At 56.0% G+C, this 22364-nt stretch carries 17 protein-coding genes and 1 pseudogene; 6 read left to right on the plus strand and 12 right to left on the minus strand.

Annotated features, from left to right (window positions below; translation table 11 throughout):
- The 3 genes from Q0526_RS05420 to Q0526_RS05430 all read right to left on the minus strand — a co-directional run.
- The coding region (locus tag Q0526_RS05420) for an FtsX-like permease family protein (RefSeq protein WP_298731439.1) at positions 1–3154 on the minus strand (3154 nt) is incomplete at its 3' end.
- On the minus strand, positions 3155–3880 hold the full coding sequence (locus tag Q0526_RS05425; RefSeq protein ID WP_298731440.1) for an ABC transporter ATP-binding protein: 726 nt from the start codon (positions 3878–3880) through the stop codon (positions 3155–3157).
- A 112-nt stretch (positions 3881–3992) separates the two neighbouring features.
- Entirely contained in the window at positions 3993–4586 is a 594-nt protein-coding gene (locus Q0526_RS05430) for a penicillin-binding transpeptidase domain-containing protein (RefSeq protein WP_298731441.1), read from the minus strand.
- 194 nt (positions 4587–4780) lie between these two features.
- Here Q0526_RS05430 and Q0526_RS05435 point away from each other — a divergent pair, with 194 nt between their 5' ends.
- Complete coding sequence (locus Q0526_RS05435; RefSeq protein ID WP_298731442.1) at positions 4781–6178, plus strand: citrate transporter; 1398 nt, start codon at positions 4781–4783, stop codon at positions 6176–6178.
- Between the two features lie 106 nt (positions 6179–6284).
- Here the strand turns inward: Q0526_RS05435 and Q0526_RS05440 are convergent, their stop codons facing one another.
- Positions 6285–7838, minus strand: coding sequence for a recombinase family protein (locus Q0526_RS05440; RefSeq protein ID WP_298731443.1), 1554 nt, complete (start codon positions 7836–7838; stop codon positions 6285–6287).
- A gap of 230 nt (positions 7839–8068) precedes the next feature.
- On the minus strand, positions 8069–9442 hold the full coding sequence (locus Q0526_RS05445) for a penicillin-binding protein 2 (RefSeq protein ID WP_298731444.1): 1374 nt from the start codon (positions 9440–9442) through the stop codon (positions 8069–8071).
- A gap of 191 nt (positions 9443–9633) precedes the next feature.
- Here Q0526_RS05445 and Q0526_RS05450 point away from each other — a divergent pair.
- The 3 genes and pseudogenes from Q0526_RS05450 (at position 9634) to Q0526_RS05460 (ending at position 13751) form a co-directional block, all read left to right on the plus strand.
- A pseudogene (locus tag Q0526_RS05450) lies at positions 9634–10840 on the plus strand (iron-containing alcohol dehydrogenase).
- A 205-nt stretch (positions 10841–11045) separates the two neighbouring features.
- The gene (locus tag Q0526_RS05455) at positions 11046–12275 is read left to right on the plus strand and encodes a peptidoglycan DD-metalloendopeptidase family protein (RefSeq protein WP_298731445.1); all 1230 of its coding nucleotides are present in this window, start codon (positions 11046–11048) and stop codon (positions 12273–12275) included.
- A 33-nt stretch (positions 12276–12308) separates the two neighbouring features.
- Positions 12309–13751: a M23 family metallopeptidase gene (locus Q0526_RS05460; protein ID WP_298731446.1), complete on the plus strand. Its 1443-nt coding sequence runs from the start codon at positions 12309–12311 to the stop codon at positions 13749–13751.
- 306 nt (positions 13752–14057) lie between these two features.
- Here Q0526_RS05460 and Q0526_RS05465 read toward each other — a convergent pair whose 3' ends face one another.
- The 4 genes from Q0526_RS05465 to Q0526_RS05475 form a co-directional block, all read right to left on the minus strand.
- Positions 14058–14609, minus strand: a complete 552-nt coding sequence (locus tag Q0526_RS05465; RefSeq protein WP_366522032.1) for a methionine ABC transporter permease — start codon at positions 14607–14609, stop codon at positions 14058–14060.
- Positions 14606–14749, minus strand: coding sequence for a hypothetical protein (locus Q0526_RS18775; RefSeq protein WP_366522033.1), 144 nt, complete (start codon positions 14747–14749; stop codon positions 14606–14608). Before Q0526_RS18775 ends, Q0526_RS05465 begins: the two co-directional genes overlap by 4 nt.
- Positions 14749–15747, minus strand: coding sequence for an ATP-binding cassette domain-containing protein (locus tag Q0526_RS05470; RefSeq protein WP_298731447.1), 999 nt, complete (start codon positions 15745–15747; stop codon positions 14749–14751). The genes Q0526_RS18775 and Q0526_RS05470 overlap by 1 nt, the downstream gene beginning before the upstream one ends.
- A 103-nt stretch (positions 15748–15850) precedes the next feature.
- Entirely contained in the window at positions 15851–16729 is an 879-nt protein-coding gene (locus Q0526_RS05475) for a MetQ/NlpA family ABC transporter substrate-binding protein (protein WP_298731448.1), read from the minus strand.
- A 507-nt stretch (positions 16730–17236) separates the two neighbouring features.
- On the opposite strand from Q0526_RS05475, the gene Q0526_RS05480 reads away from it, so the two are divergent.
- A complete protein-coding gene (locus Q0526_RS05480) occupies positions 17237–17662 on the plus strand; it encodes an Rrf2 family transcriptional regulator (protein WP_298731449.1) in 426 nt (141 codons plus the stop codon).
- A gap of 59 nt (positions 17663–17721) precedes the next feature.
- On the opposite strand, the gene Q0526_RS05485 is transcribed toward Q0526_RS05480, so the two are convergent.
- A complete protein-coding gene (locus tag Q0526_RS05485; protein ID WP_298731450.1) occupies positions 17722–19008 on the minus strand; it encodes a GDSL-type esterase/lipase family protein in 1287 nt (428 codons plus the stop codon).
- Between the two features lie 176 nt (positions 19009–19184).
- Positions 19185–19835 (minus strand): ECF transporter S component, encoded by a 651-nt coding sequence (locus Q0526_RS05490; RefSeq protein ID WP_298731451.1) that lies wholly within the window; start codon positions 19833–19835, stop codon positions 19185–19187.
- 161 nt (positions 19836–19996) lie between these two features.
- On the opposite strand from Q0526_RS05490, the gene Q0526_RS05495 reads away from it, so the two are divergent.
- Positions 19997–21388, plus strand: coding sequence for a PLP-dependent aminotransferase family protein (locus Q0526_RS05495; protein ID WP_298731452.1), 1392 nt, complete (start codon positions 19997–19999; stop codon positions 21386–21388).
- A 56-nt stretch (positions 21389–21444) separates the two neighbouring features.
- Here the strand turns inward: Q0526_RS05495 and Q0526_RS05500 are convergent, their stop codons facing one another.
- Complete coding sequence (locus Q0526_RS05500) at positions 21445–22338, minus strand: SPFH domain-containing protein (RefSeq protein ID WP_298731453.1); 894 nt, start codon at positions 22336–22338, stop codon at positions 21445–21447.
- Positions 22339–22364 lie beyond the last annotated feature (26 nt).

The following is a 22364-nucleotide window of genomic DNA, read 5'->3' on the forward strand; positions in this document are numbered from 1 at the left end:
TGATGCGCTCCAAGAGGATGCGCTTGCCCGCTTTCGGTGCCCGGGGCAGCATGAGCGAAGCGGGCACTTCGGACAGCGACGCCCGGCAAGCCAGTGCCGTCACCCCTACTGTCAGTACCGTCAAGGTACCGCCGGCGAAAAGTGCCTGCGTAAGCCGCCACGGTGTGGCCAGTTCCGGCATATAGTACATCATCGTGTAAGCCGACCAGATGATGGTGGGGAACGCTTTGAATCCTATGGCCAACCCAACCACCGTACCGGATACCGCCGCTGCAAAAGCATACCACAGATACTTTTGCATAATCTCGCGGCGGGTATAGCCCAGCGCTTTCATGGTGCCAATTTGCAGCCGCTCTTCTTCCACCATGCGGGTCATCGTAGTGGAAACCACCAGTGCCGCTACCAAAAAGAAGAATACCGGGAAGATGGTGGTGATGGCCGTCAATTTGTCCACGTTGCCGGTAAAAGAGGAAAAACTCACGTTGTTGCTGCGATCCCAAATATACCATTCCGGCATCTCGATGTCATCCAGCTCTCGCTGTCCGTCCTCGATTTCCGCCCGGGCATCGGCCAATTCCTGCTCGGCCTCCGCTTTGGCATCTTCGTATTCGATCTCGCCGTCCCGCAGTTTTTGGGCATTTTCCGCAATGGTCGCCCGCGCATCATCCAACTCTGCCCGGGCATCGGCCAATTCGGCCTTGGCATCCTCCAACTGACGGCGTGCATCGTCTAGCTGGATTTGCTTGTCGGTCAGGGTTGCCCAACCGTCCTCTAGCTGGACCCGGCCGTCTGCCAGCTCTTTTTTACCCGCCTCGTACTCGGCCACGCCGTCCCGATACTCGGCCCAGCCATCCTCCAATTCTTTCTGGGCATCGCGCAGTTGTACGGCACTATCCTCCAACTGTTTGCGGCCGTCACTCAGTTTCTTTTCATTGGCATAGTACGCTTCCCAAGACGTGTCCAGCGTGCGTCGCCCGTCCACCGTCTCGGCAAAGCCTTCCATGAAGAAGCCCATTTTTTCCTGCTCGGTTTCCAGCCCCTGCTGCCCGCCTGCCACCAGTTTGGCAAAGTAGGTCACGGCTCCCGGCCACGGCTGCGCCTGCTGGTCCAGCCAATTTTGAGCCGCCGCCAAGGTGTCAGCCATCTGGGAACGATCTGACTGCACAATCGCCGTCAACTGCTGGATCAACTGCTGCATCTGTTCTTCTTCGGCCAGTTGATCACCGGTAGCCACAACGGTTTGCTGCGGTGCCTTCTCTTTGGGAGCCGCTTCCTCGGTACAAGGCTGCGCCTCGGCAGGAGCTGCTTCGCTGTCGGTTGCTGCCTGCGGTTCCGACGTCATCTCCTGCAAAGCAGCTTCCTCCGCCGGGGCTCCTTTCTCCGACGCAGCCGGCTCCTGCACCGCTTCTTCCTGTCCTGCCTCCTCGATTTCCGGCTCCGCTGTTTCTTCAGCCGTTTCCGCCGGAGCTTCCGGCAAAGTTTTTCCCTCGGTTTCAGGCTCGTCCGGGTTCGTTTCTTCTGCGGGTTCTTCTTCCGCCATATCCGACGGGGCTGGCGTTTCAGACGGTTCCTCTTCCGGTTCCGCTTGCACGGTCTCATCCGATTCAGAGGCACTTTCTTCTTCACCACCGGTGGGCGGTAGCTGTGCCATCAAATCATCCAGCATCTGCTGAGCCTTCTGCTGCACCTCTCTTGCCGCAGAAGTCAGCGAAAGATCGGCCGCAGAAAGTCCCATCGGCGCCAGATAAGCGTCCAGATCATCCAACGCTTCGTCATAGCTTTCCGGTGTGGGGAGTTCGTTGTCCAACAGCCAGTCTATAAACCCTTGTACATCCTCTGCCGAGACGGTACCTTCCATTTCCGGATTTTGGGTTTGCAGCAGCAAGTTGATCCCTTGGACCAACTGCGCAAGTCCCTCCGCATAGTCCTCTTCGGCGGCATCCAACTGCTTTTTACCGGCGGCCAGCGCCTCTTCCCCATCGGTCAGCTTTTGCAGCGCCTCGTTATATTGCTCTAAACCAGACTCGTACTCTGCCTGTCCCGCTTCCAACTGGCGGCGGGCATCCTCCAACTTAGGTGCATTGGCCGCCAGTTCCGCTTCTCCCTCTTCGATCTTCGCTTGGTTGTCCAGCAGCTCCTGCCGGCCGTCTTCCAACTGGGCGTCCCCATCGTTCACCGTGGCCTCATTGTCCGCCACTTCCTGAACACCGTCGGCATACTCCTGCTCGCCATCCCAGTATTCTTGTTCGCCATCCGCCAACTCCTTGCGGCCGTCTTCCAATTCTGCGGCGGCATCTGCCAGTTCCTGCTGCGCCTCCGCTTCGGCGTCGTAGTACTCTGCCCAAGCATCGTTGATTTCCTGTTGTCCTTCGGCGCGGGTTTCGGCATACCGCGCCTCGCAGCGTTCTTGCTGGATAGCTTCCACGTTGGCTTCCACTGCTTCTACCGTGGCCTCGTAGGCATCCCCCATACTGTTCTGTTCCAGCGCGCCCTGCGCCGTCACATAGATTTCCGTATAGGTTTCGTAGGCAAAGTCCTCGGGCTGCAGGTACATGACCAGATCCACCGTACCGTTGCCTACACTGGCAGGTTCCCGCTCAAAGCTGAAATAGTTGGCGTTATGTACAATGCCGACCACCGTATACTCGGTACAGGCCAGCTTGGTATCCAAGTCTTCGTTTTCGCTGCTGATGGTCAGTTGGGTGCCAATGGGATAATTTGTGTCGGTCAAGTTGGCCCCGGCCTCCACCACACATTCCCCAGACTTTTCCGGCCAGCGGCCATCCGCCAATACAACATGGTTGATGGCATCCTCCCCTTCCGGAGGCAAACTCTGTACCCGGGACACCACAACATCGGCCCCCGCGTTGACCAGCAAATCGGCCGAATAGGCCGGCTGGACCGCGCGGACGCCTTCCACCTGCCGCAGCGCTTCCACATCCTCATCGGTGAGGCCCATTGTCGAGACGATTCGCAGATCGTAGAAGTTAGCGTCGTCCAGATAGGTTTCCATCGACTCCTTCATATCCATGGGCGTCGAATTCAACCCTGCCAAAAAACCGACTCCCAACGCCACGATGGAAAAAATCGCCACGAAGCGGCTGCGAGCACTTTTAAAGGTACGCAGTATGTTTTTTCGGTAGGTGCGTGTCATTTACCATTCGATCCTTTCCACCGGAGTGGGGTTCGGGTTGATCGTTTCCTCGACTACGCGGCCACTGTTGATGCGGATAACCCGGTCCGCCATTGCCGCCAGTGCACTGTTGTGGGTGATGACAATAACCGTTCGCCCCTGCCGCCGGCAGGTGGCTTGCAGCAGCGCCAGCACCTGTTTGCCAGTCTTATAATCTAAGGCACCGGTGGGTTCGTCGCAGAGCAAAATCTTGGGATTTTTCGCCAACGCCCGGGCAATCGATACCCGCTGCTGCTCACCGCCGGAAAGTTGTGCCGGGAAGTTATCGCGCCGATGGGCAAGGCCGACTTCTTCCAGCACGGTATCGGCATCCAACGGGTCCCGGCAGATCTCCGCCGCCAGTTCTACATTTTCCCGGGCGGTCAGATTCTGCACCAGATTGTAAAACTGAAATACAAACCCCACATCATATCGGCGATAGGTAGTCAGCCGCTTTTGGTTAAAATCGCTGACGCACTCTCCGTCCAGCAGGATCTTGCCTTCATCACAGGTATCCATCCCGCCCAGCATATTCAGTACCGTGGTTTTTCCTGCTCCCGAAGGGCCTAAAATGACACAGAATTCCCCCTTCTCGATGGTAAAGCTCACATGATCCGAGGCTGCGATCCGTGTATCGCCCATCTGGTAGTATTTGCAGACATTGTCAAACACCACAAAGGGCTGCTGTTCTTTTTCGGTGTTGGCCATTTTGCTTCTCCTCTGGTTTGGGGTTCTTTTGCTTGTATTATAGCAGACTTTTGTGCAAAATTCCCATACAAATTTTAAACTTTGTGCCCAAATCGACTCTTTTTCACAACTTTCATGGCTGTGCTTCCGGTTCCGCTTGCTGCGGTTCAATGCCCAAATAGGGCAGCGCTTTTTGCAGCACCTCGGCGCATACCGGCCCCGACAACGTACCGCCGCTGGTCGTCCAGCTATGCGGTTCGTCCAGACAGACCAGCACCGCCAGACGCGGCTCGTCGATGGGCGCCACCGCCACAAAGCTGCTGATCCGTGCTCCTTCGTTTTCACTATCCAATTTTTGGCTGGTACCGCTTTTGCCCCCTACACGATAGCCTTTTACCGCTGCGTTTTTACCGGTACCGTCGGTAACCACCCCTTCCATAAGCGTGCACATCGTGGCGCTGGTCTCTTCGCTGATAACGCGGCGTTTCACCGCGGGCTGTGTTTCCTGCACCACCGTGCCATCGGGAGCGGTGATGCGCTGCACCACGTAGGGCTGCATTAGGTTGCCGCCATTGACCACCGCGCAAACCGCCGTTAGCATTTGCAAATAGCTGACCTTACTGCTTTGCCCAAAAGAGCAAGATGCCAGCTCCACCGGCCCCAGCTGATACAGAAATTTGGACCCTAGAACGTTTTTTCTTCTACGCAGCCATTTATAAATTTTCATTATATAGTTAAAATTTCGCTTAAGCCTTCTGGAGAAACTCCCAAAAGCGGCTTGTCAAATATGACAATTTTTTCAAAAAAACGTGAACTTTTTGTTGCATATTCAAACACCTTCGTATATAATGTGTTTTGATAAAATAATCACAACTGCTCGTTCGGAAGGGGGACGAGCAGTCCATAAAAAGGAGGAATACAATGGAATTTGTGATTGGTATCATTCTGGTTCTGAGCTTCTTTGCACTGGCTTACTACTGTGTCAAAGGCCACAACCTGATGATCGGCTTTTTGGTCATTGCTACCGTTTGGACGGTGCTGTCCCTGTTGGGTACGATGGTCGCCTCTCCCGAATTTATTGCGGAAAATGAAATCTTGCAGTTCGGCGGAGATTCCGGCACTACCCTCGTTTCCATTCTGAACAAAATCTATCAGAGTGCACCCGAAGGCTGGGGCACCACGCTGGTCAACGTCTGCTGGGGCGCTTGGTTTGGTCGCGTCCTGATGGACACCGGCATTGCCTCCACCCTGATCCGCAAGACTGTTGAGCTGGGCGGTGACCGTCCCATCGTCACCATCGTCCTGCTGAACGTCGTCACGGCCTTCATCTTCACGGCCATGATGGGCGCAGGTCCCGTTATCGCGATCGGTGTTATCGTTCTGCCCATCTTGATGAGTCTGGGTGTGCCGAAAGCTATTGCCATGTTCACCTTCATGGGTTCCGTATCTGCCGGTATGTATCTGAACCCGGTTCTGCAGTGGAGCCAGCTGCGCGCCTTCATTCTGGCGGCTGACGAAATGCCCGAGTTCTCCTTCACCTGGTACGCCACCCACTGGGGCTACTTCGCACTGGGCATCTCTCTGGTTGTGGTCTGCGTTTTGGCAGGCGTCTACCTGAAGATGAGCAAGCCCAGCCATGCTTGGGCCGCCCAGAGCCGCGGTGCTTCCGAGCAGAGAGACGCGCCCATCTACACGCTGCTCCTGCCGATCGTCCCCGTTGTGCTGAAGATTGCCTTCGACTTCTCCGTCATTGGCGGCTTCGTCATCGCCGGTTTTGCAGCGCTGTTCCTTTGCGGCCGTATGAACGGTTCCTTTAAGGAGAACTGCCAGCTGGTCAACAAGCTGTACTACGACGGCGTTGTGGATACCGCCCCGCTGATCGGCTTCCTGCTGACGCTTCCCATGTTCAACACCTGCGCCAGCTACGCAGCCCCCTACTTCAAGGAAGTTCTGGGCAGCTTCATGCCTACCAACGAGTACGTTATCTGCGCACTGTTCGCAGTCCTGTCCATCATGGGCTTCTTCCGTGGTCCCCTGACCCTGTACGGCTGCGGCGCCGCTACGTTGGGTGTTCTGCGTGCTGTGGGCAACTTCTCTGCTCCCTTCCTGTTCTGCGTGTTCACGATCCCGTCCACGACTGTGAACGTTGGTTCCTGCATCACCCAGAGCTGGATTGCTTGGGGCTTGGCGTACACGAAGGTTGAGTCTCGTGATTACCTCAAACTCTCCATTCCGTTTGCGTACATTGCCTCCATCCTGCTGTACATCCTGACGGCCTTCACCGTGACTGGCCTGACCGGTTCTTGGCTCGTTTCCTAACGGAAGCCGTTTTCGAAAACGCCCCCTTCCGACGTAATCGTTTAATACGACCTCTTTAGGCAGATACCTAAAAGAATAAGCCCCCGGACCTTGTAGGTCCGGGGGCTTATTCTTTTTCCGTGTCCGTGAAGTTGAAGAAGATGGTGATATGTTTGTGGGCATCCACCTCCACACGGCGCACCAGTTGTTGCAGTTGGGCTTTTGCTAGATGATCGAACCGGAGAAACGCCTCTACTTTTTCCTCTACCATGCGAATCTGGTCCTGCTTGTCTTTTCCCTGCGCCAGTTGTTCCAGCTTCTGCTGGCAGCGAAGCTCTTCTTGCCGTAGATTTTTTGAGATGTAACCAAATTCATCCTCACGTAAAATTCCGGCCGCTTTATCTTTGTATGCCTCCAAACGGATACGGCGGACTTTTTCCTGTTGCTGTTCCCATTTGCTGCGCTGTTTCTCAAGATTCAGGTTGTGCTGTTGTTTTTCCGCACACTTTTGAGCTATCGCTTTTGGATCCACCTGATTCTGCGCAAGGGTACGCAGCACCTCCCCCACCATCTGCAAAACCACATCTTCCCGCATGCTATGGGAAGTGCAGCGGTGCGCCGCAGGCTCCCGGCCGTAGGTGTAGCAGTTCAAATACCAGTACCGCCCCCGCTTCTTAGCATAAAGCGGAGCGCCGCAATCGGCACAGTAAGCAATGCCGGTCAACAGGTGGGGATGGTGGGTTGTTTCGTAAGTACGGACTTGCTGCATCGCTTGCGCCAGCGCAAAATCCTCCCGGCTGACCAACGGTTCATGCGTTCCCGCCACCACGATCCAATCTGAAGGATCGACCCGACGGCGGACATGCACTTTATAGTTCACCGTCCGGGTAAACTGCTGGGCCATATCCCCCTGATAGACCGGGTGGCTTAGGATGCGGCGAATCGTTTCGGCATTCCACAAACCTGTAAAGCGGCGGCTCGAATCGACCATCTGCTTTTTTACCGCCGGGGACGGAATCTGCTCCCGATTGAAAATCTTGGCAATTTGGGTGCGGCTGGCCCCACCCAGAAACAACGCAAAGATGCGCTGTACCGTAGGGGCCGTTTCCTCATCCGGCAGAAGATGATACTTGTCCGCCGGATCAATACGGTACCCATAGGGTGCCTGCCGTCCCAGAAACTTTCCCTGCCGTTTCAGAATGCCCAGTGAGGTCCGCACCTTCGCGCTGGCATCGGCAGCGTATAGATCGTTGAACACATTTTTGAAGACCGCCATCTGCTGGACGCTGTCGGTATTGCGGGCGGAGTCATACTGGTCGTTGACCGCGATGAAGCGAATCCCCAAACGGGGAAAAATCTGTTCCAGATACCGCCCCATTTCCGCATAGTTACGGCCCAGCCGGGACAGATCTTTGACAAGGATGCAGTGAACACTGCCGTCCATCAAACAGCGATTCAGTTCCTGAAATCCCGGACGCTCAAAGTCCGTACCGGTATGTCCATCATCCACAAACTCCCGCACAACACGGAACCCATGCCCTTGCGCCCACTCCTGTAAGAAAGCCCGCTGATTTTGGATGGAATCCGACTCGGCCGCCGGGCCATCCGCCGAGGAAAGGCGCAGATACAACACCGCAGCCTCTCTGGCAGGCATCTTTTCCAACGCCCTGTTTTCCTTCATATGGCTTCCCCCTGCCCTTCGAGGTTCAGATTGCTCAGCAGTTGTTCCAGATAGTCCGCCAGCGTTCGGCTCCCTGCCTCTGTGGCAAATAGGACGGTAATCTCCGGTTCGTCCATCGTCACTCCCCCTTTTTCCCTCATGGTGCTCCCCAGATTCTTTGGTTCATTCTATGCAGAACTTTTCCGCAATATTTTCTTTGGTTTGGGAGTAGAAGAGAACCCCTTATGACTCTAACCCAAAAGGGATTTTTCCAGCGCTATAACCGGTTTGTTTCTTATCCCCTGTAACCGTCCAAAAGTATGCACCGGCCCCATCCGGTCGGCGGTATAGTATTCACTCCGCTTGATTTCTCCGGGCAGATCGATTCCGGTGCCCTCCCGCAGACCGAACGCTTCGAAATAATTGCAGAAGTTTTCCTTCCCCAATCGCGCGCCGATCTGGATGAAGCAGGGATTGCAACTGACCGCCAACCCCTGCGCGAAAGTTTCCAGTCCATGGACATGGCCATTGGCACAGCGGAAGCGCGTCCCGGCCACATTGATTTTACCGGCGCAGACAAAGGTATCGGTGGGGGTACACACCCCTGTATCCAGTGCTGCCGCCGCTGTAATCAGTTTAAAAACACTGCCCGGTTCATACAAATCACTGATTGCCTTGTTCCGCCATTGGGTCTGTTGGGCTTCTTGCAGGGCTGCGCTGCGTGCCTCCCCCGTCAAGGCATCCACTTGCGCCCGTAATTCTTCGTTGATGAGCAGCCGCGGCGTGTTGGGGTCATAGTCCGGTTGGCTGGTCATTGCCAATACCGCCCCGGTTTGTACATCCATAACGATACCTACCCCGCGCTGGGCCACGTTGTGTTCTTTCACCGCCGCATCGATGGCGCTTTCCAGCCAATGCTGGATATTGGCATCAATCGTCAGCGTCAACGTATTCCCCGGGACCGCTTCCACCAAAGTTTGGTAATGGGTAGGCATATCATAGCCCCACGCATTTTTTGCCGTCAAAATCTCACCGTTTTGTCCGGTCAAGACCTCGTCGTATTCCAGCTCCAATCCCCATAGACCGGCATTGTCCACATCGGTAAAGCCCAGTATTCCCCCCATGAAATCCCCTTGCGGGTAAACCCGCTTGGTATCCTGTCGGATCTGGATGCCTTGTGCTCCCTGCTCGATACACCAACTGCGCACCGCATCTGCCATCTCTTGGTCCACACGGCGGCGCAGCAAACAATCGTTGGAACTGCGCTGGTTGAGCTTTTCCAAAGTTTCTTCGTAGTCCAGTTCCAAAATCTCGCTGAGTGCTTGGGCTGCCGGTTCCACCAGTTCATCCGCCAATTCCCGCGGCGCCGCACGGATGGTCCAGCAGGTTTCACTGGCTGCCAACAAGGTTCCGTCAGCCGCATAGATTTCCCCCCGGGCCGCCGGCAGTACAGCCCCCCGAAGCTGCTGATCCGCCGCTCGCGCGGCATAGCCCGCGGGGTCCCACAACTGCAAAACACAAAGACGGGCCAACAGCCCACCAAAGCATACTACTGCCAACCCAGCGGCCAGCACCCGTGCCCGCCGCCGCATGGTACGATTTTGTTGGGGTGAGAGATGGCGCATGGCAAACCCTCCTTTTTATAAAGCAGCCCCTTAGACCACTGCTGTTGTACCCTATGCCAAGGCTTCCGTCAAAATGCCGAATTTCGAGGTGGAAATTCTCCCTATCGCCGATTGACGTTTGCCTGTTGCCATTGTACACTGGAGTCAACAACATTGACATTTTCTTGTCAATTACTAAGGAGGTAATTCCCATGGCAAGATTTACTTTACCCCGCGACCTGTATCATGGCCCCAACGCGCTGGAGGCGCTGAAAACCCTTCCCGGCAAACGCGCTATGATTTGTGTCGGCGGCGGTTCGATGAAGCGCTTCGGTTTTCTGGATCGTGCCGAAGCATACTTAAAGGAAGCTGGTATGGAGGTTGCCCTGTTTGAGGGCATCGAACCCGATCCTTCGGTGGAAACCGTTATGAAGGGCGCTGCTGCCATGCAGGAGTTCCAGCCCGACTGGATTGTTGCCATCGGCGGCGGTTCCCCCATCGACGCGGCCAAGGCGATGTGGATCAAGTACGAATACCCCGACATCACCTTTGAGGATATGTGCAAGGTATTCGGTATTCCGCCGCTGCGCCGCAAGGCACATTTCTGCGCCATTTCTTCCACCTCCGGCACCGCCACGGAAGTCACGGCTTTCTCGATCATTACCGACTACGACAAGGGCATCAAATATCCCATTGCCGACTTTGAGATTACGCCCGACGTGGCCATCGTGGATCCCGAGCTGGCCCAAGAAGCTGGTGGCCCACACCGGTATGGACGCCATGACCCACGCCATCGAGGCCTATGTCTCCACGGCAAATTGTGATTTCACCGATCCTTTGGCACTGCATGCCATCGAGATGATCCAGAACGACCTCGTCGGCAGCTACAACGGCGACATGGCCAAGCGTGACGCGATGCACAACGCACAGTGTCTGGCCGGCATGGCGTTCTCCAACGCGCTGCTGGGCATTGTACACAGCATGGCCCATAAGACCGGTGCTGCTTTTGCCGACTACGGCGCCCATATCATCCATGGTGCTGCCAATGCCATGTATCTGCCCAAGGTCATTGCCTTTAACGCCAAAGACCCCACGGCCAAAAAGCGTTACGGCGTGATCGCCGACAAGATGCATCTGGGCGGCGGCAACGATGATGAGAAAGTCGCCCTGCTGATTGCCTATCTGCGCGGCATGAACGACGACCTGAACATCCCGCATTGCATCGCGCATTACGGTGCAGATTCTTACCCCTGCGAGCAGGGCTTTGTACCGGAAGAAGTCTTCCTGCAGCGTCTGCCTGAGATTGCCAAGAACGCTATCGGCGATGCCTGCACTGGTTCCAACCCGCGTCAGCCCTCGCAGGAGGAGATGGAGAAACTGCTGAAGTGCTGCTACTACGACACCGAGGTAGATTTCTAAAAAAAGAAGATCTTGTGGCTCTCCTGAGCGCCGCATAACAAACAAAGAACGCCTCTCTGGTCCTTCCAGAGAGGCGTCCTTTGTTGCGGTCAGTCGGCCGCCGGTGGGTCTGCCGTTTCTTGACAGATTTAGTCTATCGTGATAGACTAATGATACGTTTTGGCAGTTTTTCCCTCATTCCAAGATAAAAAAGGAGGCCTGCTGTATGATCGGTTTGCCACGGGCACGCGTTGCCGCTGCTTTGTCGGCAGTCTGTCTGCTTGCTTGCACAGCTTCCCTTCCGGTACGCGCCGACAACCGGGAACAGCAGTTGGCTAACCAGCAGCAGCAAGCACAACAGGCCTACGAAAATGCACAGAACCAACTGGAGGATTTGCAAAACCAACAAGCCGAAACTGAATCGCAGATCGATCAACTGCAAGGGAAAGCCTCCGATGTTGCCGCCCAGCTTTCCAGTGTATATACCGCCCTGCAGGAGGCTGACCGAAACCTTTTGGAGCAGCAGGCTTTGGCCGACGAAGCGGCCGAAGCCTTAGCCCAGACCCAACAGGCCTATGACGACAGCCTGCTTCGCTGCAAAGAACAACTGCGGGCTATGCAAGTCTTGGAGGGTGGCGGTGCCATCGGGCTGTTGGCACAGGCGGACAGCCTGTACCAGCTATTGACCTTCACCGAAAGTTTGCAGCAAATCAGTGCCAAAAACGAGGAGATTTTGCAGGATCTGGACACACAAGCCGCCGCCTTGGAGGAGGCCAAGAAGCAAGCGGAAGCTGCCCGTCAGCAGGCAGAGGAGGCCAAAACAGCGCTGGATGCTCAGCAAAATCAGTTGAGCGATACGCAAACCCAACTGCAAACGGCTCTGCAAGACGCCAACGATGCTTTGAGCGAGCAGGAGGCCCAAGAGCAGGCCCAAGCGGTAGTCACCGAGGCCGCCAAAAAGGCCTATGAAGAAGCCACCGCCGCTTTGGATGCCTATGTGCGGGCCCAGAGCGACCGCTATACCACCGCCGACTTAGTCCTGACCAGTCTGGACTTCCGCTGTCCTTTGGACAGTTACAGCAGCATCACTACCCGCTTTGGCGAAGCCGACTCGTGGGGCACACCGCATCGCGGCACCGACTTTGCTGCACCCAACGGAACCCCCATCTATGCCATCGCCGATGGTGTGATTAGCGCCGCAGGACCGGTGACCAGCTACGGAAACTGTGTGCAGGTCAGCCATGGTACCGCCAGCGACGGCAACCGCTATGACAGCCTGTATGCCCACATGAGCCGAATCGCGGTCACACAGGGTCAGAGCGTCCAAAAAGGGGATGTCATCGGGTATGTGGGCAATACCGGTGATGTCTACGGCGTCAACGGAGGATACCACCTACATCTCGAGTTGCGTGTCAACGGCAACCGGGTGGATCCGCTGTCCTATGTGCCCTGCTGATTTACACTACCGAGGCGGAGGAGGCGCCGCATCATGTTTCTTTCTTCCATCCTGCAAAGTACGCTGGGTGATTTTCTCTATGCCGTAGGGTTCTTTGTCGAATACAGTTTTGTGCGCTTGGTGCGCGGTCTAAAATCGATTTGGCGCTGGCTGCTGGTTTCGCTGGGCAACCTGCTGGTGGTGGCGCTTCGGCCACCGGTACAGGCATTGGTAGATTTCGGCAGCGCTTTGCGTCAGCCGGGGCAGTTGCTTCGCTATCTGCTACCGTTGGTCGCTACAGGCGGACTGGTTTTTCTGGTCCGCGCCGGGCTCTCTCTGCCTTTCGCACTGCGGGTAGAGGTCAACGGCCAGACTGTAGGATATGTGGCCAGTGAATCGGTTTTTGACAGCGCCCGCGCCGATGTGCTGGCCCGCGTGAACTCCGCCCGAACACTGTTGGCCGCCGACAGCGAAACTCTGGACTGGGAGATTGAACCCGGCTATACCCTTTCGGTCAGTACAGAAACGATGACCGAAACAGAGATCGCCAACGAGATCTTGCGGATCAGCGGCAGCGAGATCACGGAAGGCACTGCCGTTTACGTAGACGGCGCCCTGCGTTTTGTCACCACCGAGGGGGATCATCTGCGCCGGTATCTGCGTACCATCGAGGAGCCTTGGGAAGATCCCACCAGCACCAGCACACGGGTTTCTTTTGCCCACGATCTCCGGTTGGTGGACGGTGTTTATCTGACGGATTCCATTACGCCCTACACCGACATTCTGCAAGATTTGCAGGCAGAGGACGGTGCCCTGCTGCAAGTTCAGGTCAACCAAACGGTGACCGAAGTGCAGGAAATCGCCTACGATACCGAAACACAGGAAGACAGCGAGATGGATTTCGGGAAGAGCGAGACGATTCAAGCCGGTGTGCCCGGCAGCCAAGCCATCACCCATGAATTGACCTATGTCAACGGAACGCTGCTGGACGATCAGGTCGTAGATGTGCAAGTGCTTCAGTCCCCCACCCCCGAGATCATTCGCCGTGGCACGCGGCTGCAAAGCGGCATGATCGGCAAACTGGGTACCGGCACCTTCATCTGGCCGGTGCCGGGCTACCGCTCCATCTCCCGTTGGGCCAACTTGAACCGCAACTCTCCCGGCTATCACCGCGGTGTGGATATCGCGGCCCCCTACGGCACACCGATCTACGCCGCCGACAGCGGCACCGTCGTGGCAGTGGTCCATATGCATTATAGCTGGGGCAACTACGTGCAGATCGACCACGGCAACGGATATAAGACTTTATACGCCCATATGTCCAGCTTTGCAGTCGAGCTGGGTGATACCGTCACGCAGGGTCAGGTCATTGGTTATGTGGGCAACACCGGCAATTCCTACGGCAACCATTGCCATCTGGAAATGACCTACAACGACGTTCTATTTAGCGCCCGGGATGTTTTCCCCGATATGCCCACCAGAAACCCTGACTTCTAACACAAAACATTCCAAGAAAAAGCTCCGCCCCCAAATGCGATTGTGCGCATCTGGGGGCGGAGCTTTTCGGTTGCAAATTTTAGGGGAGTAACAACTTGAACTTGAGGAATCTTTATTCAAAAGGCACGAGGCCGAATTGGTTGTCTGCGCCGGGCCGGGACATTTGCCCCTCGCATGGTCCGGCGACAGTGAATTGGGTCTTTGGTATGTACCTTGACTTCCCTTATAGGATAACGGGCGAATGTGTCCGAGTTGTCACATGATTTTGAACCTTTTATGAATTTGGAAAAATCCGGCAAGTCGCTTTCAGCGCTGGATCCGCTTGTCGCAGCGGTTGGCCAGATAGGTTCCCACGGTTTGCAGAATCTGTACCAGAATGACCAGCAAAGCGGTAGCGAAGATTTCCAGCAGACCGTTGAAGCGATAGTAGCCGTAGTTGATGGCGATTTTGCCCAAACCACCGCCGCCGATAATAGCTGCCATAGCGCCATAGCCCATGATGGTGGTGGTGGCAATGGTCACGTTGGCGATCAAACTGGGCATACTCTCAGGAATCATGACTTTGGTAATGATCTGCAGCGGTGTGGCGCCCATGCTTTGGGCCGCTTCGATCACACCGGCATCCACCTCTCGGATGCTGGTTTCCACCAGACGGGAAACAAAGGGAAAAGAAGCAATGACCAACGGCACAATCGAAGCCGGCGTACCGATAGAAGTCCCCAGCAGCAGCCGGGACAGCGGGATGACAATGATCATCAAAATCAGGAACGGCACACTGCGCAGCAGGTTGATCACTGCATTGAGCAGGCTCATAAACCAACGCGGCAAAGGCCGAATGCCGCCGGCTTCACCCGTCACAAGGCAGACGCCCAACCGAAAACCAAGGCCAACAAAGTGGCTACGGCCGTGGACCAGATGGTTTCCCACGTTTCAAAGGGGATGGTGGGCAATACCTGCAAAAAAGTAGCCCACTCTTTACTTGCCAACAATTCTGCCATCAGCCGTTCACCTCCTCACAGGTAATGCCGGGATAGTTCCGAATGTACTCCATCGCTTTGTCTGCGGTTTCATCTTCCGGCAAAGCCAACAGCATGCTGCCCAGCGTCTGCCCATTTACCACCCGGGTATCTGCTGCCAAAATCGACACCAGCGCGCCGCACTGGATGGCCAAGCTGGCCACCAGCGGTTTGTCGGTGGTCTGGGTACCGTTGAACGCTACCCGGACCAGCTTGTGCCCCGGCATAGCTTCCGCCTTGGGCGCCCCAGCCGGATAGACCAGCCGCCGCGCCGCATCGGAGGTGGGGTGGCTGAAGATTGCCTGTACCTCCCCTTCTTCCACTACGGTACCTTCATCCAGAATCGCCACACGGTTGCAGATTTCCTCCACAACGCTCATCTGGTGGGTGATGACCACCACCGTAATCCCCAGCTCCCGGTTGATCTTCTGGATCAACTGCAGGATGGCGTGGGTAGTGTTGGGGTCCAGCGCACTGGTCGCCTCGTCGCACAGCAAAACTTTGGGATTGGTAGCCAGCGCACGGGCAATGGCAATGCGCTGTTTCTGTCCGCCGGAGAGCTGGGCCGGATAGGCTTCCGCTTTATCCGGCAAGCCCACCAATTCCAGCAGTTCCCGGGCACGGGTTTCCGCCTTTTCCTTCGGCACTTTGGCCAGCTCCATCGGGAACATAATGTTGCGCAGGCAGGTGCGCTGCATCAGCAGGTTGAACTGCTGAAAGATCATCGTGATGTCGCGGCGTGCCGCACGCAGTTCAGCCGCACTGAGCTGCTGCATCTGGTGGCCGTCCACCACCACATTGCCTTCATCGGGTCGTTCCAGCATATTGATGCAGCGCACCAAGGTGGATTTGCCTGCACCGGACATGCCGATGATGCCGTAGATATCTCCGTCCCGGATGGTCAGGTTGATATCGTTCAAGGCGACGACCGTACCGCTTTTGGTGGCAAAGCGTTTGGTCAGGTGTTGCAATTCGATCATGGGTTTTCCCCCTCATTCTACAATAGGGAACGGGACCAACGCCCGTTCCCTATTGATTGTACCTTACATGCCCCGGGCTTGCAAGGCTTTTTGCCGTTTTTACTTAGAAAAGGGCCACAACAGCGCCGTCATAGGTCTCGTTGATGTAATCCTTGACTTCCTGACTCTGCAAAGCCTGCAGCAGAGCCTGTACGCCGGGGTTATTTTCGTTGCCTTCCTTGACCACCAGCACATTGGCGTAGGTCTGGGCCGCTTCCGAGGAAGCATCCTCGGTGGCCAGCGCGTCATTGCCTACCGAGAAGCCGGCTTCCAACGCATAGTTGCCGTTCATCACCGCGTAGTCTACATCCGCCAGCGTACGGGGCAACTGAGCAGCTTCCAGTTCCTTTACCTCCACATTGTGGGGATTTTCGGTAATGTCATTGACGGTGGCAGTCAGACCCGCATCCTCCCGGATGGTGATGATGCCCTGTGCAGCCAGAAGCTGCAACGCACGGGCTTCGTTGGTGGTGTCGTTGGGCACCGTGATAACCGCGCCGTCAGGGATCTCCTCCAGACTCTGACTCTTGCCGGGGTAGATGCCCAGCGGCTCGTAGTGAATGTCACCTACGCTGACCAGATGGGTGCCGTTTTCCTCGTTAAAGGAGTCGAGGTAGGGCTGATGCTGGAAGTAGTTCGCGTCCACTTCACCGCTTTCGGTGACCATATTGGGCTGCACATAATCGCTGAACTCAACGATTTCCAGCGTAATGCCCTGCTCTGCCAGCAGTTCCTTGGCCACATTGAGGATCTCGGCGTGAGGCGTGGGAGAGGCCGCCACCTTGATGGTAGTCCCGGCCAAATCGCTGCCAGTCTCCGCCGTAGAGGCAGCTTCCGAGGAAGCCGAGGTCGCGGTGGATTCGGAAACAGAAGCGGTAGAACCGCAGGCGGCAAGGCTAAGAGCCAGCGTACCGGCCAGAGCAGCAGAAATCAACTTTTTCATAGGTAAAATCTCCTTTTCATTTGGTTGTGTGGTGTTGTGTGCGGGCAGGTCCCTCTACCTGCCGTCACATTCGCACACCGGGCTGTTTGTATACCGGACCACGTTCCATTACAATGTCCTCCTTATCGGATTAGAAGCCAAAACAAAAGCGGGGCGCCGAACCGCTTCGGCACCCCGCTGTGTTCCTTTCTTTACGCGCCCAAATTCGCGCACGAGAAGGCAAGCACAGGCCGCCGAAGCAAACTGCACATGCACATCATCATGCCAAAGTGACGGCTACGGTTCATCGCCTGTGTTCCCCTTTTTTGCAAATTGGGCAAGCCGGTAAACGGCTTCTCTGGCTATGAGTATAGACTTGTTTGCGGCATCTGTCAACACTTTTTGCATAAAATGTGTCTAAAATCAGAATTTTATACAAACCAAGGCAAAAATCCACAAAGGGCTTGCCAATTTCCTACAAATATGGTATGGTAATGGTAATCCAACACAAAGAAAGAGGCAACCCAGATGAAATTTTCGACCCGCGACCGTTACGCTTTGCGCCTGATGGTGGAGCTGGCCAACCACGGCGAGACACTGGTACCCCTGAAAGAGATCAGCGATACCCAGCAGATCAGCCTAAAATATCTGGAACAGATCATCACGCCCCTTGCCAAAGCCGGGCTGGTCACCAGCGTCCGCGGGGCACAGGGCGGGTATCGGCTGGCGCGCCCCGCCGAGCAGATCACTGCCGGGGAAATTTTGCGTGCAGTGGAGGGCGAGCTGACTGCCATCCCCTGCCTTGGCGCCAACGTGGATTGTCCCCGCCGAGATCAATGCCAGACCTTAGATTTTTGGTGTGGTCTGAACGACCTGATCAACGACTATGTGGACGGCATTAGCCTTGCCCGTCTACAAGCCGGGCAGCAAAAAAACAAATCAACCGCAGAATAAGAAAAGCCCTCGCAGCATTCCGTTGGGATGCTGTGGGGGCTAAGTATTTGTACCAGAAATCAGGCGGTTTCGTTGCCGTCTGTTTCGGCTGTGTTATCGGTTCCGGAGTTCTGCTCACCGTCGCCGGAACTCGATCCACCAGAAGGCGAATCGGTAGACTCCGGAGGCGGCGCCTCCGTCGGCACCGGTGTAGGAGTAGCCGGTACCGGCGTGGGGGTAGCCGGTTCGGGAGTAGGTGCTTCCGTGGGCACCGGGGTGGGTGCCTGTGTCGGTACTGGCGTAGGCGCCTGCGTCGGAACCGGAGTCGGCGCTACCGTCGGCGCCGCCGTAGGTGCCGGGGTAACCACAACCTCCGACGAGGAGGACTGCGACTGGCTCTGCGCCGCACTGGACGACGAGGTGTTGGTCACCGTAGACGCCGTGGAAGAGGAAACATCCTTATCCCCGATGTGCTTTGCCACATTTTTTACGGTAGGACGATCATCTTCGGTAATATAGCTGTGGGTACGCACATAGTCGAACAGTTCTTCCATCGCTGCCTTGGTCAAGTGGATTCCGTCGCTGGATTCCACGTATCCGCTCTTGGCGTAACCGGTGGAAGAATCCTTGAGCACCTCAGCGCTGTTCAAGAATTTCCAATCATTTTCTTTGCACATCTCCACCAGCGCTTTGTTGTACTCGTCCACCTGCGTCTGGGTCAAGTTCTGGTTGGAGTGTACCTTGCCCAGCGGCGGGATGGAATTCACAATGATGTCCACACTGGGATAGGCTTCCACGATGGTTTCGATGCCCGCCTGATAGTTCTCTACAAATTTTTCTGCCGAATAGCTGGGGCTCAAATCGTTGGTGCCGAAGGTCAAAATCACACGGCGCGGCTGCATCAAGGCCACGGCTTTGGCCATTGTCACATAATTGGAATAGCCCTGTAACTGCACACAAGCATAGGTAGCCAGCGAACGGGCACTCATGCCCACCGAGCCAATGGCATTGTCGTAGGTGCAGTAATCGAACATGCGGTACATACGCGCCGTGTTGCTGTCCCCTAGGAAAAGGGTCTCATCCACATAACTCTGCCCGGCATCCTCGCTCTCTTCCAAAATCGTGGAAGAATACTGCGTTGCATCGATAGTATTTTCGTCCTTATTGTACCCGCTTTCGGTCACAAGGGACTCGCTGTCCGAGGTTACCTCTTCCTCCGAGGCGAACAAATCCAGACCGCCCACCAATACAAAGGATATAGCTACGCTGACCAGCAGCATCAGACTGCACAAACCCATGACAAGGTACATCTTGCTGCGGAGATCCAGCGGCATCTTTTTTGCATTTTGCTTTGTTTTGCGTGCCATTGCGTTTCCTTTCGCGCAAAGGGACTTTCTGTGCGCCCCCATTTTTCTGTACAACGCTTTTACATATATCGTCTATTGTACACTATTTTTGCCGCAAGCGCCAGTGTTTTCGCAATTTTTACATATTTTAGCGCGCAAAAGACAAACCCCTGCAGATGCAGGGGTCTTTTCTTAGTTCATGCCTGTTTGGGGAGCAAATGCGCCCGCGTAAGAGCCGGCTCCAAAGCCAGATACAAAACCACCGCGCAAACCGTAGACACCAACGAATTGACCAACGTCACACCGCCGGCAACTTTGATAAGTACCGTGGCCACCTCAACAGGCTGGCCAAAAATGTACCGGTCCCGGAAGTAGCCAATCAAGGGGTCGGTAAAGACATTGACCAGCAGGCCGCTGAACGCACTGGCGGTCACCATAACCAGATACCGCGCTTTGCCGTCCCCTTTGCGGTGACCCAGCTTGAAAACACGGTGCGCCGTGAAGCCACAGACGATGCCAATGATAAACTTCAAGATAAAGGTGGTAAAAGCATAACCCGGATCCCCGGCGATCACATCGGCCAGCGCCAGACCAATCGCGCCTGCCAACCCGCCCGAAACACCGTCCAGCAGCAAGGCCGTCAACGCCGTGAAAGTGTTGCCCAGATGAAAGGAAGAACCCCCCGCAAAAGGGATGCGGAAAAACTCGTAGGCCACAAAGCTCAATGCCGCCATAACGCCCACCATGCTGATCTTTTGCACGGTAAACTTGGTTTTGGTCAGCGCGGCAATCAGCAGCGCCGCCGCCACCGCGGCAAACAGCAGCAACCACATTGTTGCAGTATCCATGGTAAAACCACTCCTTGTATTGATTTTCTCCACCCCTTTTGCGCATGAGGGCGGTTGACAAATTCTTTCCTGCAGGGTATGCTCCTATTATAGCGTTTTCTGGCTCCGAATAAATGCCCAGTTTTTGATTTTTTTATGGTGCCAGTTGGAGGTGGCTTTTCATGATCGAACTGCATCCCGAGGAGAAAATCCCTCTATACGAACAGCTCTATCACGCGCTGGCGGATGAAATCCGCAGTGGTCAGCGAGCGCCCGGCACCGCACTGCCCGGCCGGCGCACCATGGCCGCCCAGCAAGGGGTCAGCATCAACACCGTGGACAGCGCCTACCAGATGCTGGCCGCGGAAGGTCTGGCAGAGGCCCGGCCACGCAGCGGATTTTATGTGCAAAAGACCTACGGCATGCTGCACAATCGCCAAGTGCGTTCCACGCCGGTTTCCGCTGTGCAAGAGCCGGCAGTCCCCGCGCCACGGTATGACCTGTCCACCGGCAGCATCGACACCGATTTGTTCCCGGCACGCAGTTGGGGACGCATCCAAAAGGAAATGCTTTACCAACGCCCTGAGTTGTTGCAGCGCGGCGAGATGCAGGGGGATGAAGCGCTGCGGCTCCAGATTGCCCGGTATCTTTCGGCCTATCGCGGCGTCGATTGCACCCCTGAGCAGATCGTGATTGGCGCCGGCATAGAATATCTGCTGGGTTGTCTGGCACACCTGTTTGCGGGCAGCACCGCCGCGGTGGAAAACCCCGGCTACTCTCGGACCCGGGCCGTGCTGCAGAACAATGGTATCCCCTGTCGGTTGGTGGACATCGATCAGGAGGGCCTTTCCGCCGAAGCACTGGAAGAAAGCGGCGCCAACCTTTGTTACCTGACTCCCAGCCATCATTTTCCCACCGGCGTAACGATGCCCGCCCCACGGCGCGCACAGATTCTGGCTTGGGCGGCAGCGCAGCCGGGGCGATATATCTTAGAGGACGACTATGACTCGGAATTTCGCTTTGACACCCGCCCCCTGCCCAGCCTGCAAGGAATGGCCGGTCCCGACGGACCGGTAGTCTATCTGACCACTTTCTCGAAAAGTTTGGCGCCGGGAATTCGCATCGCCTGCATGGTGCTGCCCCGCAATTTGCTGGCTCGCTACCGACAAGATTTTGCCGTGTATGCCAACACCGTAGGACGTTTTGACCAACAAACCCTTGCCGAATTTATGGCAGGCGGCTATTTTACCCGTCATTTGGCGCGGATGCGTTTGGTCTACAAGCGCCGGATGGAAGCTTTTGCCGCGGCGCTGCGCTGTCAGTTGCCGGGTGTCACGTTGGGCAGCGTACACAGCGGACTTCACTTTTTGCTGACGCTGTCCGGGGCTGGCGGAGAAACGGCTATGGTGGAAGCCGCTGCCCGGGAAGGCGTTCGGCTGCGTGGATTGCGGGAATACTACCTAGCCCGTCCCGAATACTGTCCACCGGACACGGTGGTGGCAGGTTATTCCGCCTTGAAAGAGGAGGATATTCCCGCCGTAGCCGCCGCATTGGCTCGGGCTTGGATCGGCTGATACAACAAAAGAGGGACGACCAACGCCGTCCCGGTCTGTTTGCTGTATCTTTTGTTTTACTTGGCCGCGCCGCCAGAAATTTCCTGAATGGCCGCCACAGTGGCCGCCAGATTCTGCATATCGCTGGGTACAATGAGCTTGGTAGCCTTGCCGTCGGCCACCTTTTCCATCGCTTCCATGCTGCGCAGCGCCAAGAAGTTATGGTTGGGATTGGCCTCGTTGATCAGCCGGATGGCATCGGCCTGCGCCTTCTGCACCGTCAGCAGGGCCTGCGCCTCACCTTCGGCCTCCCGAATGCGCTGCTGCTTGACGGCTTCCGCCCGCAGGATTGCCGACTCCTTCTCGCCCTCTGCACGGGTGATGGCAGCCTGCTTTTCGCCTTCCGCCAACAAGATGGAGGCGCGCTTTTCCCGGTCAGCTTTCATCTGCTTTTCCATGGCCTGCCGAATTTCCAGCGGCGGTTCGATATTTTTCAGTTCCACACGGTTGACCTTGATGCCCCAACGGTCGGTGGATTCATCAAGGCTGGCGGTGATACGCGTGTTGATGGCATCCCGGCTGGTCAGCGTTTCGTCCAACGTCATCGAACCGATGATATCACGCAGCGTGGTGGCAGACAAATTTTCGATAGCCTGAATCGGACGGTTGACACCGTAGGCATAGAGCTTCGCGTCAAACACTTGGAAGAACACCACCGTGTCGATCATCATGGTGACGTTATCCCGGGTGATGACCGGCTGAGGCGGGAAATCTGCCGCTTCTTCCTTCAGGGAAACTTTGCGGGCCACCCGCTCCACAAAGGGGGTGCGGATATGCAGGCCGGCGCCCCAAGTGTCTTTGTAGACACCAAGCCACTCGGTCACATAGGCATTGGACTGCGGCACGATGACGATGCAGCGCACCAAAATGATCAGAACCACCACCAACAGTATGGCAAAAATCAGTAACATAGAGGGACCTCCTTTTTTCTTCCAAA

The sequence above is a fragment of the uncultured Subdoligranulum sp. genome (assembly GCF_937890665.1).